Source organism: Pseudomonas saxonica, assembly GCF_007858365.1.
GTDB classification, from domain to species: Bacteria; Pseudomonadota; Gammaproteobacteria; order Pseudomonadales; family Pseudomonadaceae; genus Aquipseudomonas; species Aquipseudomonas saxonica.
This window is the reverse complement of record NZ_VFIO01000005.1, coordinates 147,821-160,558: the sequence shown is the minus strand read 5'-3', so window position 1 is coordinate 160,558 and position 12,738 is coordinate 147,821. Positions and strand designations below refer to the sequence as shown.

Genomic DNA, 12,738 nt, shown 5'->3' with positions numbered 1-12,738 from the left:
AAGCATCAAATGCCCACGGACGCCACGCAATGGTGCGTTTACGACATGGCCCACCTGTGCGCCCTCTTCACACACTCAAGCGCTGCGCGGCGGCTTTGGCTCGTTGCGATACACCTCGGCATAAATCTCAGTAATCGGCGTACGCGGGTAGCGTTTGATCAGGGCTTTGACCTTGGCGCTCAGTCGCAACAGTTCACTGCTGGGCTTGGCCCATTGTTCGGGCGGCAACGGCTCGGACCATGCTTGCATGGCGGGCGGCAACGCCCGGCGGCCGACTTTGGCGATGCGTTTTATTTCCCATTCCACCAAACGATTGGGCAGCGTCCACAGCGTCATCACGTGGTAGACGTACCAAAAGAAAGCGTAGATCCGGCCCACTTCCTTATCGCGCAAGCGCCGATGCAAACCGGCGCGGGCATTGCGGAAGGTATGAAAGCCTTCGTGAGGCGGGTCGCCGGGCTCTTGCAGTCCTAGGGGATCTTGAAGGGTAGAGAGGTCGTTGAGTTCATATTCCATATAGCCGCGAACAGCCTCCCAGTTGGAAATTGCCAACTGCAAACTGCCGCATTGGAATTCAACCCGGACTAACTCGCCCTCATGCTCAAACCCCATGCCCATACCGTATTGGCGGATGACACCGTATTGACTCGCGCCTTGTGCTTGTACGACCCACGCGGATAGCGATTCCCAGGGGACGAATAAGGGTTCAGTAGCGCCATCGGGCATAAAACACACTTCGCGGCGCTGACGATTGAAACGGGTGGGGATAACTTTGGGGAAGAGGTTGTGATGGTAGAGCCAGATGATAAGTAACACTACTGAAAGGCATAGTCCCATCCCTAACGCTTGCGGCCACATTACATGAAAGAATTCCAATGCAAATTGAAAACTATCCCTGACATTAGTCTCACCAACCATAAGAATAATGAGAAAGGTTAATAACGGAAAACCGAATGCAACCAACCAGACGAATGTAAATGGAACTCCCAAATTAAATTGATAAGTGAATACTTTAGGCCCGCCGCCTCCAAAATCCATAAAAGTGTCGTTATAAGCACTGATATAGGGACAGAAGGGATGCTCACTTGTCGGCAAGGGCAAGGGGGCTAAATAAGTTTGACGACCAGAAGGGAAAAATTCGACATCGCCCGCACGTTTAGCCCCGGATTTACTTTTAAGTCCGACTGTCATTGCGATACACCTCGGCAAAGATCTCTGTAATAGGTGTGCGCGGGTAGCGTTTGCACAGGGCTTTGACCTTGGCGCTCAGTCGCAACAATTCACTGCTGGGCTTGGCCCATTGTTCAGGCGGCAACGGCTCGGACCATGCTTGCATGGCGGGCGGTAACGCCCGACGGCCGACTTTGGCGATGCGTTTTATCTCCCATTCCACCAAACGATTGGGCAGCGTCCACAGCGTCATCACGTGGTAGACGTACCAAAAGAAAGCGTAGATCCGGCCCACTTCCTTTTCGCGCAAGCGCCGATGCAAACCGGTGCGGGCATTGCGGAAGGTGTGAAGCCCTTCGTGAGGCGGGTCGCCGGGCTCTTGCAGTCCGAGGGGATCTTGAAGGGTAGAGAGGTCGTTGAGTTCATATTCCATATACCCGCGAACAGCCTCCCAGTTGGAAATCGCCAACTGCACACTGCCACACTGGAACTCGACCCGGACTAACTCACCCTCATGCTCAAACCCCATGCCCATGCCGTATTGGCGGATGACGCCATATTGGGTGGCGCCTTGTGCTTGCACGACCCATGCGGAGAGAGATTCCCAGGGGACGAATAAGGGTTCAGTCGCGCCATCGGGCATAAAACACACTTCGCGGCGCTGACGATTGAAACGGGTGGGGATGACTTTGGTGAAGAGATTGTGGGCTTGGAACCAGACTAAAAGGAATATAAAAGTTCCTAGCAGCCACATGACAACTGCATATCTCCAAGCTGCAAAAAAACAACCAATTATCGCATGGTAAATCTCCTCAGCATTGCTCCCCAATACAGCAAAAAGAAAACCAGCAAGGAGTGGAAATCCAAAAGCAACGATACATGCACCAGTAAACGGTACCCCCAACCACAACTGATAGGAAAATACATTGGGCTCCCCTCCTCCAAAATCTAGAAAGGTCTCGTTATATCCACTGATATAGGGACAGAAGGGATGCTCACTTGTCGGCAATGGCAAGGGGGCTAAATAAGTTTGGCGACCTGAGGGGAAATATTCGACATCGCCCGCACGTTTAGCCCCGGATTTACTTTTAAGCTCTACTGTCATTGCGATACACCTCGGCATATATCTCAGTAATCGGCGTACGCGGGTAGCGTTTGATCAGAGCTTTGACCTTGGCGCTCAGTCGCAACAGTTCACTGCTGGGCTTGGCCCATTGTTCGGGCGGCAACGGCTCGGACCATGCTTGCATGGCGGGCGGTAACGCCCGACGGCCGACTTTGGCGATGCGTTTTATTTCCCATTCCACTAAATGGTTGGGCAGCGTCCACAGCGTCATCACGTGGTAGACGTACCAAAAGAAAGCGTAGATCCGGCCCACTTCCTTTTCGCGCAAGCGCCGATGCAAACCGGCGCGGGCATTGCGGAACGTGTGAAGGCCTTCGTGAGGCGGGTCGCCGGGTTCTTGCAGTCCGAGGGGGTCTTGAAGAGTTGAGAGGTCGTTGAGTTCATATTCCATATAGCCGCGAACAGCCTCCCAGTTGGAAATTGCCAACTGCAAACTGCCGCATTGGAATTCAACCCGGACCAACTCGCCCTCATGCTCAAACCCCATGCCCATGCCGTATTGGCGGGTGACGCCATATTGGGTGGCGCCTTGTGCTTGCACGACCCAAGCTGACAGGGATTCCCAGGGGACGAATAAGGGTTCAGTAGCGCCATCGGGCATAAAACACACTTCGCGGCGCTGGCGGTTGAAACGGGTGGGGATCACTTTGGTGAAGAGGTTGTGGGCTTGGAACCAAACGAATAAACAAATGGCTGAGGATAGGAGCCACATTCCCAATGCTGATTCCCAACACGCCAAGAATATGCCAATCATCGACTGCCAACTTTCGCTTACGCTGTCCCCTAGTATTAGCGTCAAAAAACCACCTAATATAGGCCCCCCGAAAGCAACTAAAAATGAGCAAGTAAATGGCCCCCCCAGCCATATTTGATAGGAAAAAACATTAGGTTCACCTCCGCCAAAATCTAGAAAGATCTCGTTATATCCACTGATATAGGGACAGAAGGGATGCTCAAATGTCGGCAAGGGCAAAGGGGCTAAATAAGTTTGGCGACCTGAGGGGAAATATTCGACATCGCCCGCACGATTATTAGAAGCGCTGTTTTCTACCGGCCCACTCATTGCGACACGTCCAATGCAGTTACTTCCACACCAACCAGCGGTGTCTCTGGAACAGTTATTGAGTATTCCGCTGAAGGAAAGCGCCCCTCCTCCAAAATATTGAAACGGATACAGCGTGTCTGCTCCATCACTTGTTCATTCTCATCGAAATATTGCAGATTAATCACCAGCAATAATTCTTCTGAAAATTTGCCAAAAACAGGTTCAGGATTTCGCGGATAGATTAGTTTCAACATCAGTGACTCACCATCCCCCATCTTTTTTTGATTACTCACCACCAACTGCAAACCCAAGCACACTTCATCACTGATCACTTCCCGCTGCTCCGCAGGACGTTCACGACCGCCATGCATTATTTTTGTAATACGCTGAGCACCTATAAATAATTTATTCCTTATTTTCCCCTCCAGTGAAGCGTGGAAATCCGCAACACTTAAACCTGGAACTATCAGAAAAATCTCACCAACCTTGGTGTTGGGCAAGAGACTAAGCCAGAACGAATCCCCAGAAACGCCCTTAATCTGCACGAACGGGGCCTGTAAAAGTTTGGTTAAATGGTTCTGAAACTCTATAAGAGTCAAGCTTCTACGCTTATCTGCATCGCGACTCCATGGCGTGCTTTGTAACCACTCATCATGAGGGGTGGTGTTGTAGCGGTTATATAACCAAGTTCCGCCCAACTCCAAGAGAGTGAACATTCCACCGAACAAATTGGTCCGAAAAAACACTGTTGCCAGACGTGTGCCTGAAGCAACCCACGCAGCTTCTCGGGCTGCACCTTTAGCGGCCATCAGTACGTTAAGGCTTGCTCTAGTGGTGTTATACAAACCATAGGTATTGCTAAGTGCTAAGCCTCCTGAACCAATCATCGACAAAACAGCACCCTGCTGTGCGCCACGATTGCCACTACGCACCGCTTGTAACCATTGGCCGTGATAGCCTTTGAAACTAACGATCGCTGCAATCAAGCCAAAAACATAAGTTCCAAACCCCAACCCAACATGCAACTTACCTATTGTGACTAGCAAACCAAGGAGGGTATTCGATTTCAGACTGACACCCAAAGCTTTTGCCTGCGCACTAAGTGCCGTATCAAAAACACCCTGCGCGGCTGCAAAACCTTCCGCTGCTGTCGCAATAAGAGCACTTCTAAATGCACTCCAATCCCTGTCACTTACTGGGAATGCCCTTGTATCATTTACCACCTGCGCCAAATTCACCGCCTGCGCCACAAACAGCAATAACGCCGCCCCATCCCCCAGCACATTCAATGCCGGCGCATTTTTCACGCCATCGCGAAAGTCCCTCATCAAACTGGCGGCTTGCCGTTGGCCTTCGTTCGGGAAGATCACCGTCAACCCGGCGCGCTCTGGGGTTGCGCCGAACAGCCGTGCATGTTCATCCGGCAGTTCCACTATCGGGCTGATACTCGCTGCCAGGCGTTTTTCGCCCAAATCCAGTTGCCAGTTCAGATAATTAATCTTCTGCTGAGCTTCTACCGACTGGGCTGATGTATGCCCCTTTCCCCCCTTGCTTCGCGCATTCCTGATGGCTTGTTTACGCTCGCGCTTAAGCTTCTTCATTTCTTCCCGTTGTTTGCGTACTTCTTCCAGCGTGTAGCGCAGGCTGGCTTTTTCTTCAGGTGTGGAAAATTTAAACGTCACACCTTCGGTTTTAGCGGCCTGCAAAATTTTCGATTTCAACGCAAAGGGCAGGTTGCGAAACAGTTGATCAAGGTCGGGCATGGGCTGCCCTTTGAACACCTCAGCAAACTCGGCCACCAGTTTTTCCAGCCCGCGATTCAGGGCTGGCGCCAAGCTATTTTGCGCGGCGTTGGCGACGATACGCTTGCTGTCAGGCAGATCGTCCAAGGCCGGTAAACGCCCATGTTCAATGCTGCGCAGCTGCTCGATCAGCCCGCGTGTGTTGTTAAACACGGTCATGCCCGCCGCATTCAAAAAGGCGTATTGCACCCACAAACCGGTTTGTTCGCTGTAGGGCAAGGTGTAGTACAGCGGGCGGCTAAATTGTGGATGGCGCTTGATGAATTCATACAGTTGATCGCAGGCTTCGTCGCTGCGGCAAATGTCTTTGAGGCAGGCATATTCAAGGGTGAAGGCAAAACCTTCCTGCTGACTGAGTTTCGGGTCGAGGTACCAGGCGTTGTTGTGAAAGCCGCAGGTGGTGGTCAGCGCCACGCGGTCGGCGGTGATGCGCTCAAGCAGGTCATTCCAGCGAGCGAGCCCGGTGCGGTGAGCCAGCAGGTCCCGGTCCATGGCTTCCCGGTCGATCAGATCATTAACGCCACGTTGGCCGAATTTGGCACCGTACAAAATCTCAGTAATTCGTTTGCCATGAAGTTTGCCAAGCGCAATTAGAGCCTCGAAATGCTTCTTGATATAAAACTCGGGGGATAAACGAAAGTGCGTAGGCGTGTAATAACGTCTATCTACATCTTCAAGCGCACCGAGTGCATGCTCATAGACCGCACCACCTGAATGAGCCGCGCCTATCGCCTGCGCCTCTGCCCTTTCGCGCAACACCTGCAAATCCGCCGGCACCGGGCTTCCCGCTGGCGGGGTCATCAGCCCGCCTTTGTTGACGTATTCCAGCATCGCCGCTTTGGTCACGCCTCGGTCCGGCTCAGGCATGTTTTCCAGCTCGGCAAACATGGCCTTGATCGCCGGGTCATCGGTTGCTCCGGCCAGCACCGACACATCGGGGTCACTCAATTGGCTGAGGGATTCGATGTAGCAGGCCAGCAGGTAATCGCGTTCGTTGTGGCCTTCCTGCTCGCCGTCATTGCCGCCGCCATTGGCCCAGTCACCGACCCAGCCTGCGACCTGATCCTGATAATTAGCCAAGTCGCGCAAGACGCCCAAGGTGTCATCGAGCACCAGGTACAGCGTGTCGAAGTGGTACTGCGGCTCAATAGCGCCTTTTAGACGAGCAATGGAGTAGTAGCTAAAACGCGGCGGGTTTTCCCACAGGTAGGGGCGACGTTCATGCTCGGGTAGCTCAGCCTGCAAACGACGCCGCTCACTGAAGGCGGCGTGTTCTGCCAGTGAAGCATTAGCCTCCAATTGATCCTGCTCATATTCCAGCTGCTGAGTGGCGTGCTCTGCCAGCCATCGATCGACCATCGGTTCCGTGAGCAAGTGCTTGGCGCCTTTGATGCAGTCAGCCCGGCTCAGATCCACGGCCTGCATAAAGTGATTGCGCTCGGCGGGGTCGTTAATCACTTGTCGGCATTTGTTGGCCGACCATTGCACCTCGGCATACCCAACATACAAGGTGCTGGTTTTAGGGAAGATCAACGTCGGCGATTTGATCGGATCTTCGCGCTCGTCCTCGACCACCTCCTTACCCTGAAACAGCATCGACTCCACCACGCCGTTATAGACCCGGTATTCAGTTAACTCGCCGTTGCCGTCGTCGATCACATAGAGCCAGCCATCGCGCAGCAGGCGAATGCCCAACGGGCGACTCTTCAGGCTGTAAGGCATGGCGATTTCAGCGGACGGGTCGAGCGCCGGGTTATCCACCAGCCCGTAACGCAGGGGCAGCAGTTGAACGGTGCTTTTCATTAACGGGCAAACACCCAACGCCACTTTGGCATCGGTGCGTCTGAGATTGAGGTCGTTGGGGTTTTGTAGAGGTCGCTTGATCATGCATCAGGCTCCTGTAGGCCAAAGAGTTGCAACGGGCAATATCAGTGACGCTGTTAACGAGATGATATGAACCCGTAACTTCACGATGATCACCCACCCGAAGTTGAATACATGTGCATCCGCGCAAACAGCATTAGTTGTTTCATCAAATGACAAACATGAGATAAAAGTGCGCAAAAAGTTGCGCAGTTAAACCAAGCTCAATTAACAAATCCGTCAATAAAGTCAGTTCTGCGTTTTAGCACGATGTAGGGTTACTTAGATGTAGGATCTTTCCGCATCTTGAGTCGTGTCTGTGCACCCGGCAAATTCTTGGATAAAGTGCATCACGATCTTCGACCCAGGAACCGGGAAATGACTGACAAGAGCCAACAATTCGCCAGCGACAACTACTCCGGTATCTGCCCTGAAGTCTGGTCTGCCATGGAAAAAGCCAACCACGGCCACCAGCGCTCCTACGGCGACGATGAGTGGACCCTGCGCGCCGCCAATGACTTTCGCACGTTGTTCGAGACCGATTGCGAGGTGTTTTTTGCCTTTAACGGCACTGCGGCCAACTCGTTGGCCCTGTCATCGCTGTGCCAGAGCTTCCACAGCGTGATCTGCTCCGAAACCGCCCACGTCGAGACCGACGAATGCGGCGCCCCGGAGTTCTTTTCCAACGGTTCCAAACTGCTGATTGCCCGCACTGAAAACGGCAAGATCACACCTGAGTCCATCCGTGAAATCGCCCTCAAGCGCAAAGACATTCACTACCCAAAACCGCGTGTGGTGACCATCACCCAGGCCACGGAAGTGGGCAGCGTTTACCGCCCGGAAGAAATCCGCGCCATCAGCGCAACCTGTAAAGAATTGGGCCTGTTGCTGCACATGGATGGCGCACGTTTTTCCAACGCCTGCGCCTTTCTCGGCTGCTCGCCGGCTGACCTGAGCTGGAAAGCCGGGGTCGATGTGCTGTGCTTCGGCGGGACTAAAAACGGCATGGCAGTGGGCGAAGCGATTTTGTTCTTCAACCATGATCTGGCGGTGGACTTTGACTACCGCTGCAAACAGGCCGGCCAGTTGGCATCCAAGATGCGCTTTTTGTCCGCCCCGTGGGTGGGCCTGCTGGAGAACGATGCCTGGCTGAAACACTCGCGCCACGCTAACCACTGCGCGCAGTTGCTGAGCCAACTGGTCAGTGATATTCCGGGGGTTGAGTTGATGTTCCCGGTCGAGGCCAACGGTGTATTTCTGCAACTGTCAGAACCGGCGGTCGCGGCACTGACGGCCAAGGGCTGGCGCTTCTACACCTTTATCGGCAAAGGCGGCGCACGTTTTATGTGCTCATGGGACACCGAAGAAACCCGCGTGCGGGAACTGGCAGCCGATATTCGAGAAGTGATGGCGGGGTAAAGCGCCAGTGCTCTGTAGCCGCTGCCGAAGGCTGCGATAAGGTCCACAGGACCTTCAACAGCTTAGGGTCGCTGCGCAAGCCATCGCAGCCTGCGGCAGCGGCTACAGAGTTTTGCGAATAATCAGACTTGTCCGAGGGTTCGCTCAATCACATCGACCGTGGCGCTGACTTGCTCTTGATAACGGTCGAGTTCCTGTTTGTGGCACAGCTGCAATTCAATCTGCTGGGAACACAGGTTCAACGCGGCCAATACCAACAATTTGTCCCCGATCAAGCTCGGGTACTTTCTTTTCGTTTCGGCCAGGGCTGCCTTCAACATGACCGTGGCGGCCATCAGGGTTTGCTGCTCCCCCTCCGGCGCTTTGATCGTGTAGTCGTTACCCAGAATCGAGACGACATTTACACCGTCTCTGTCCACGCTCATGCGTTGACAGGGCTCACGCTCGCGCGATCAACCAGTGCCTGAATACGGGCAGCCGTAGCGCCTTGCTTCTCTTCCTGTTCCATCAGGCTCAGTTGCAGGCTTTCGTTTTCGTCTTTGGCCTGAACCAGTTCAGCGTTCAGTTGCGCGTTGGTGTCCAGCAGCTCTTGCTTTTGCTGAACCAGATCGCTGACCAGTTGTTCCAGTTTGCTAAGGGATGACTCAATCATGGTGATGTTCTCAAGCAGTTTCAGAGGGCGCGTACGATAAAGAAAAGTCAGCCGCTAAGCTAGCGGCCACCCACCTTTAAGCCCCCTAAAGACTGTGGTTTCCAACCTTTGTTCCTATAGGGTTCAGAATTCAATCCTCACATCCCCTTTGGGCACGCTACAGCACGACAAGATGTAGCCTTCTGCCACGTCTTCGTCGGTGATGCCGCCGTTGTGCTCCATCTCCACATCGCCGCCCAGCTTGAGCACTTTGCAGGTGCCGCAAATGCCCATGCCGCACGCCTTGGGAATCAACAAACCCAGCTTGGCCGCTGCCGCGTGCACCGTTTCGGCCGGGCCGACGCGGATGCTTTTACCGGATGCGGTGAACTCCACCTGATTCAAGTCCGCCACGTCCAGCTCCGGCGCATCGGCCGCCTGCTCGGCCTGTTCCACCGCATCGGCCCGCGCTTCGGGCGGCGTCGCGCCAAATGACTCTTCGTGATAACGGCTCATCTCAAAGCCGTTGCTTTCCAACAGACGTTTGACCGCATTCATGTAAGGCGTTGGCCCGCAGCAAAACACTTCGCGCTCCATGAAATCGGGGGCCATCAAATCGAGCATCTTGTGATTCAAATAACCGCGATACCCCGCCCAAGGTTCGCCCAACCCGTGCTTCTCACAGATCAGGTGCAAGCTGAAGTTGTCGATGCGCGACGCCATGTGCTCCAGCTCGCGGTGGTAAATGATGTCTTTGGGCGACCGGGCGCTGTGGATAAACACCATGTCGACATTGGCGTTAGTGTCGTAAAACCAGCGCGCCATCGACATGACCGGGGTAATCCCCACGCCACCGCTCAAATACAACACCTTGGGGCTTGGTGCATCGATGGCGTTGAACAACCCCACCGGACCATGCACCGCCAGCTCCTGGCCTTCTTGCAGCGTGTCGTGCAACCAGTTGGACACGCGCCCGCCCGGCACGCGCTTGATGGTCACCGAAAAGCTGTACGGCACCGAAGGCGAACTTGAGATGGTGTACGAACGCATGACCGCCTCGCCATCGATTTCCAGCTCCAGGGTCACGAACTGCCCCGGCTTGAAAAAGAACAGAATTGGCTGATCCGCCATGAAGCAAAAGGTGCGCACATCCCAGGTTTCCTGAATCACTTTGACGCAACGCACGATGTGTCGGCCATTGGCCCAGGTCTGGGTGGTTACCGGGTTCAGAAAGCTGTTGGACATGCGCTTCTCCACGGCCGACTACCGGCCTCATGCTGGCGATTCTGCGCAGGCCCCGAGGCGACCATTTACCTATTCGCGACATTCACATACTTATCGCGACCAGCCCCTGAAAACAGGCCCTCACGCGTCGTCAACAGATGGGGCCATGTCGCCCGCAGATATGGCATCGCCACGCGCTGAACGCACACTCAGCGCAACTGATCAGCCACTGCCAGGCCACACCCGATGGCCATGAGGACGACAACGATGGACATCACCGCCACCCTGAGCCTGGGCGACCCGCTGGAACCCGCACGCCTGGCCACCGCCCAGATGCTGCACAGCCGCGAACGGACGTTTTCGTTGCCGCAGCCGTTCTACAACGACGAGCGATTGTTCGAGATCGACATGCAGGAAATCTTCCAGAAGGAATGGTTGATCGCCGGTATGACCTGCGAGATCCCGACCAAGGGCAACTTCCTGACCCTGCAAGTGGGCCACAACCCGATCATCGTGATTCGCGGTGCCGAGGGCCAAGTGCATGCCTTTCATAACGTGTGCCGCCATCGTGGTTCACGGCTGTGTACCAGCGAAAAAGGCAAAGTGGCCAAGCTGGTGTGCCATTACCACCAGTGGACCTACGAGCTGGACGGGCGCCTGCTGTTTGCCGGCACAGAGATGGGCGCCGATTTCGACATGAAGCAGTACGGCCTCAAACCCGTGAACGTGAAGACCGCAGGCGGCTATGTCTTTATCAGCCTGGCTGAGAACCCGCCCGCCATTGACGAGTTTCTGGCCACGCTGAATCACTACATGGAACCCTACGACATGGAGAACACCAAAGTGGCGATTCAAACCACCCTGGTGGAAAAAGCCAATTGGAAACTGGTGCTGGAAAACAACCGCGAGTGCTACCACTGCAACGCGTCACACCCTGAGCTGCTGAAAACCCTGCTGGAGTGGGACGACGTCACCGACCCGCGTGCCGATCAGGCGTTCAAGGACCATGTAGCCGCTTCTGCTGCTGCCTGGGACGTCGAGAAGATTCCCTATGCCCACGCCAGCTTCGGCCTGCGTAACCGCATCGTGCGCATGCCCCTGCTCAAGGGCACTGTATCAATGACGCTGGATGGCAAGCAGGGCTGCACCAAACTGATGGGCCGGATCAAAAACCCGGATTTGGGCTCGATGCGTATCCTGCACCTGCCCCATTCGTGGAACCACTGCATGGGCGACCACATCATTGTGTTCACCGTGTGGCCCATCAGTGCGCAAGAAACCGTCGTGACCACCAAATGGCTGGTGCACAAGGACGCGGTCGAAGGGGTGGATTACGACGTAGAGCGGATGCGCAAAGTCTGGGACGCCACCAACGATCAAGACCGCCGGCTCGCTGAAGAGAACCAGCGCGGTATCAACTCCATCGCCTACCAACCGGGGCCGTATTCCAAAACCTACGAGTTTGGCGTGGTCAACTTTATCGACTGGTACAGCGAGCGCTTGCTCAACAATTTGGGCGCTGCGCCCGCACCGTACCTAAAAGGGGCAGTAGCTCAATAGCGCTAACCTTGCGGGCAATACATCAAATGCGCCTGCCCGGTGACACGAATCAGCGGGTGGGGCGTTATCTGGCAGGTTTTGACGATCTCGAATCCATGGCGCTCATAAAAGCGCCGGGCGCCGCTGTTGGCTTCATAGTCGATCAGACTCAAGCCCTTGAGGCCCAACTCACCACACCGCGCATGGGCGTGCTGTAGAAACTGCTGGCCTAAGCCACGGTTGCGCCAGCCCTCATGCAACGCCAGGCTTGAAATATAAAGGGTGTCGGGTATTTCCATATCCGCGTAAGGGGCCAGTACCGCATCGGTTTCAGGCTGAGCCTCAGGATCGTGGCGCATTTCAAAACAGTGCATCATGCCGATGACCTGACCTTCAGCTTCGGCTATCTGACAGTTTTCGTAAGAAAAAATAACTCCCTCACGGGCATAGCGCATCTCGCCTACGTCCAGCAAGGGTTGCCCTGGCTCTGCGATCAGACTCCAGATGTAGTCGGCACAGCCTTCAGACGAAATTTGAAACAAGCGAGCAATCTCACGCGCATCGCTACGCCGAGCCGGACGCATAAAAACCGTCATAAATGTGATTCCCAAGACATGTAAGCGCTTTTTTAGCGTGAACCTATTAAACGCCGCAATACACGTGTCACGGGCCTTTATATCCAGTTGTTACGGCCAGCTGGTCATTTTTTAATCAGACCGCTACACCCTCTGCAATCAAAGGGCCGCAGGGGTTCACCAACATCTTATCCACAGCCACACCCACAGCAATTGTGGGGAAGTGGACAATTTCAGGCTCGAAGGCCGATTGGCTATTTTTTGTACAACTCGGTGTAAGCCACGGTATACGTGGCTTGCAGCCACAAGCGAACACCTTATCCACATAACCGCCAACAGAGAAT

Annotated in this window: 10 protein-coding genes; 2 read left to right on the top strand and 8 right to left on the bottom strand. The window is 54.6% G+C overall.

From position 1 onward, the window contains the following. Positions 1 to 75: 75 nt before the first annotated feature. The 4 genes from FJD38_RS14670 to FJD38_RS14655 all read right to left on the bottom strand — a co-directional run bounded on the left by FJD38_RS14670 (position 76) and on the right by FJD38_RS14655 (position 7,030). A complete protein-coding gene (locus tag FJD38_RS14670; RefSeq protein ID WP_244302730.1) occupies positions 76 to 1,191 on the bottom strand; it encodes a hypothetical protein in 1,116 nt (371 codons plus the stop codon). Beyond that, positions 1,175 to 1,924: a hypothetical protein gene (locus tag FJD38_RS14665; RefSeq protein WP_244302729.1), complete on the bottom strand. Its 750-nt coding sequence runs from the start codon at positions 1,922 to 1,924 to the stop codon at positions 1,175 to 1,177. Before FJD38_RS14665 ends, FJD38_RS14670 begins: the two co-directional genes overlap by 17 nt. Positions 1,925 to 2,258: 334 nt before the next feature. Next, positions 2,259 to 3,008 carry a hypothetical protein gene (locus FJD38_RS14660; RefSeq protein ID WP_341874135.1) on the bottom strand — a complete coding sequence of 250 codons (750 nt, stop codon included), beginning with the start codon at positions 3,006 to 3,008 and terminating at the stop codon, positions 2,259 to 2,261. 347 nt (positions 3,009 to 3,355) lie between these two features. Beyond that, complete coding sequence (locus FJD38_RS14655; RefSeq protein WP_146385934.1) at positions 3,356 to 7,030, bottom strand: toxin VasX; 3,675 nt, start codon at positions 7,028 to 7,030, stop codon at positions 3,356 to 3,358. A 354-nt stretch (positions 7,031 to 7,384) separates the two neighbouring features. On the opposite strand from FJD38_RS14655, the gene FJD38_RS14650 reads away from it, so the two are divergent. Then, positions 7,385 to 8,425: a threonine aldolase family protein gene (locus tag FJD38_RS14650; RefSeq protein ID WP_146385932.1), complete on the top strand. Its 1,041-nt coding sequence runs from the start codon at positions 7,385 to 7,387 to the stop codon at positions 8,423 to 8,425. 122 nt (positions 8,426 to 8,547) lie between these two features. Here FJD38_RS14650 and FJD38_RS14645 read toward each other — a convergent pair whose 3' ends face one another. The 3 genes from FJD38_RS14645 to gbcB all read right to left on the bottom strand — a co-directional run bounded on the left by FJD38_RS14645 (position 8,548) and on the right by gbcB (position 10,301). Beyond that, entirely contained in the window at positions 8,548 to 8,850 is a 303-nt protein-coding gene (locus tag FJD38_RS14645; RefSeq protein WP_122785405.1) for a cell division protein ZapA, read from the bottom strand. Next, the gene (locus tag FJD38_RS14640) at positions 8,847 to 9,077 is read right to left on the bottom strand and encodes a hypothetical protein (RefSeq protein WP_122785406.1); all 231 of its coding nucleotides are present in this window, start codon (positions 9,075 to 9,077) and stop codon (positions 8,847 to 8,849) included. Before FJD38_RS14640 ends, FJD38_RS14645 begins: the two co-directional genes overlap by 4 nt. Positions 9,078 to 9,200: 123 nt before the next feature. After that, positions 9,201 to 10,301 carry a glycine-betaine demethylase subunit GbcB gene (gbcB, locus tag FJD38_RS14635; RefSeq protein WP_146385930.1) on the bottom strand — a complete coding sequence of 367 codons (1,101 nt, stop codon included), beginning with the start codon at positions 10,299 to 10,301 and terminating at the stop codon, positions 9,201 to 9,203. A gap of 246 nt (positions 10,302 to 10,547) precedes the next feature. On the opposite strand from gbcB, the gene gbcA reads away from it, so the two are divergent. Then, complete coding sequence (gene gbcA / locus FJD38_RS14625) at positions 10,548 to 11,840, top strand: glycine-betaine demethylase subunit GbcA (protein WP_146385928.1); 1,293 nt, start codon at positions 10,548 to 10,550, stop codon at positions 11,838 to 11,840. A gap of 2 nt (positions 11,841 to 11,842) precedes the next feature. Here gbcA and FJD38_RS14620 read toward each other — a convergent pair whose 3' ends face one another. Then, the gene (locus tag FJD38_RS14620) at positions 11,843 to 12,415 is read right to left on the bottom strand and encodes a GNAT family N-acetyltransferase (protein WP_146385926.1); all 573 of its coding nucleotides are present in this window, start codon (positions 12,413 to 12,415) and stop codon (positions 11,843 to 11,845) included. Positions 12,416 to 12,738: the final 323 nt, after the last annotated feature.

What these genes read in the sequence shown, in the direction of transcription:
- FJD38_RS14670 (WP_244302730.1), bottom strand. Translation starts at nt 1,191, where the DNA reads ATGACAGTCGGACTTAAAAGTAAATCCGGGGCTAAACGTGCGGGCGAT.
- FJD38_RS14665 (WP_244302729.1), bottom strand. Translation starts at nt 1,924, where the DNA reads ATGTGGCTGCTAGGAACTTTTATATTCCTTTTAGTCTGGTTCCAAGCC.
- FJD38_RS14660 (WP_341874135.1), bottom strand. Translation starts at nt 3,008, where the DNA reads ATGTGGCTCCTATCCTCAGCCATTTGTTTATTCGTTTGGTTCCAAGCC.
- FJD38_RS14655 (WP_146385934.1), bottom strand. Translation starts at nt 7,030, where the DNA reads ATGATCAAGCGACCTCTACAAAACCCCAACGACCTCAATCTCAGACGC.
- FJD38_RS14650 (WP_146385932.1), top strand. Translation starts at nt 7,385, where the DNA reads ATGACTGACAAGAGCCAACAATTCGCCAGCGACAACTACTCCGGTATC.
- FJD38_RS14645 (WP_122785405.1), bottom strand. Translation starts at nt 8,850, where the DNA reads ATGAGCGTGGACAGAGACGGTGTAAATGTCGTCTCGATTCTGGGTAAC.
- FJD38_RS14640 (WP_122785406.1), bottom strand. Translation starts at nt 9,077, where the DNA reads ATGATTGAGTCATCCCTTAGCAAACTGGAACAACTGGTCAGCGATCTG.
- gbcB (WP_146385930.1), bottom strand. Translation starts at nt 10,301, where the DNA reads ATGTCCAACAGCTTTCTGAACCCGGTAACCACCCAGACCTGGGCCAAT.
- gbcA (WP_146385928.1), top strand. Translation starts at nt 10,548, where the DNA reads ATGGACATCACCGCCACCCTGAGCCTGGGCGACCCGCTGGAACCCGCA.
- FJD38_RS14620 (WP_146385926.1), bottom strand. Translation starts at nt 12,415, where the DNA reads ATGACGGTTTTTATGCGTCCGGCTCGGCGTAGCGATGCGCGTGAGATT.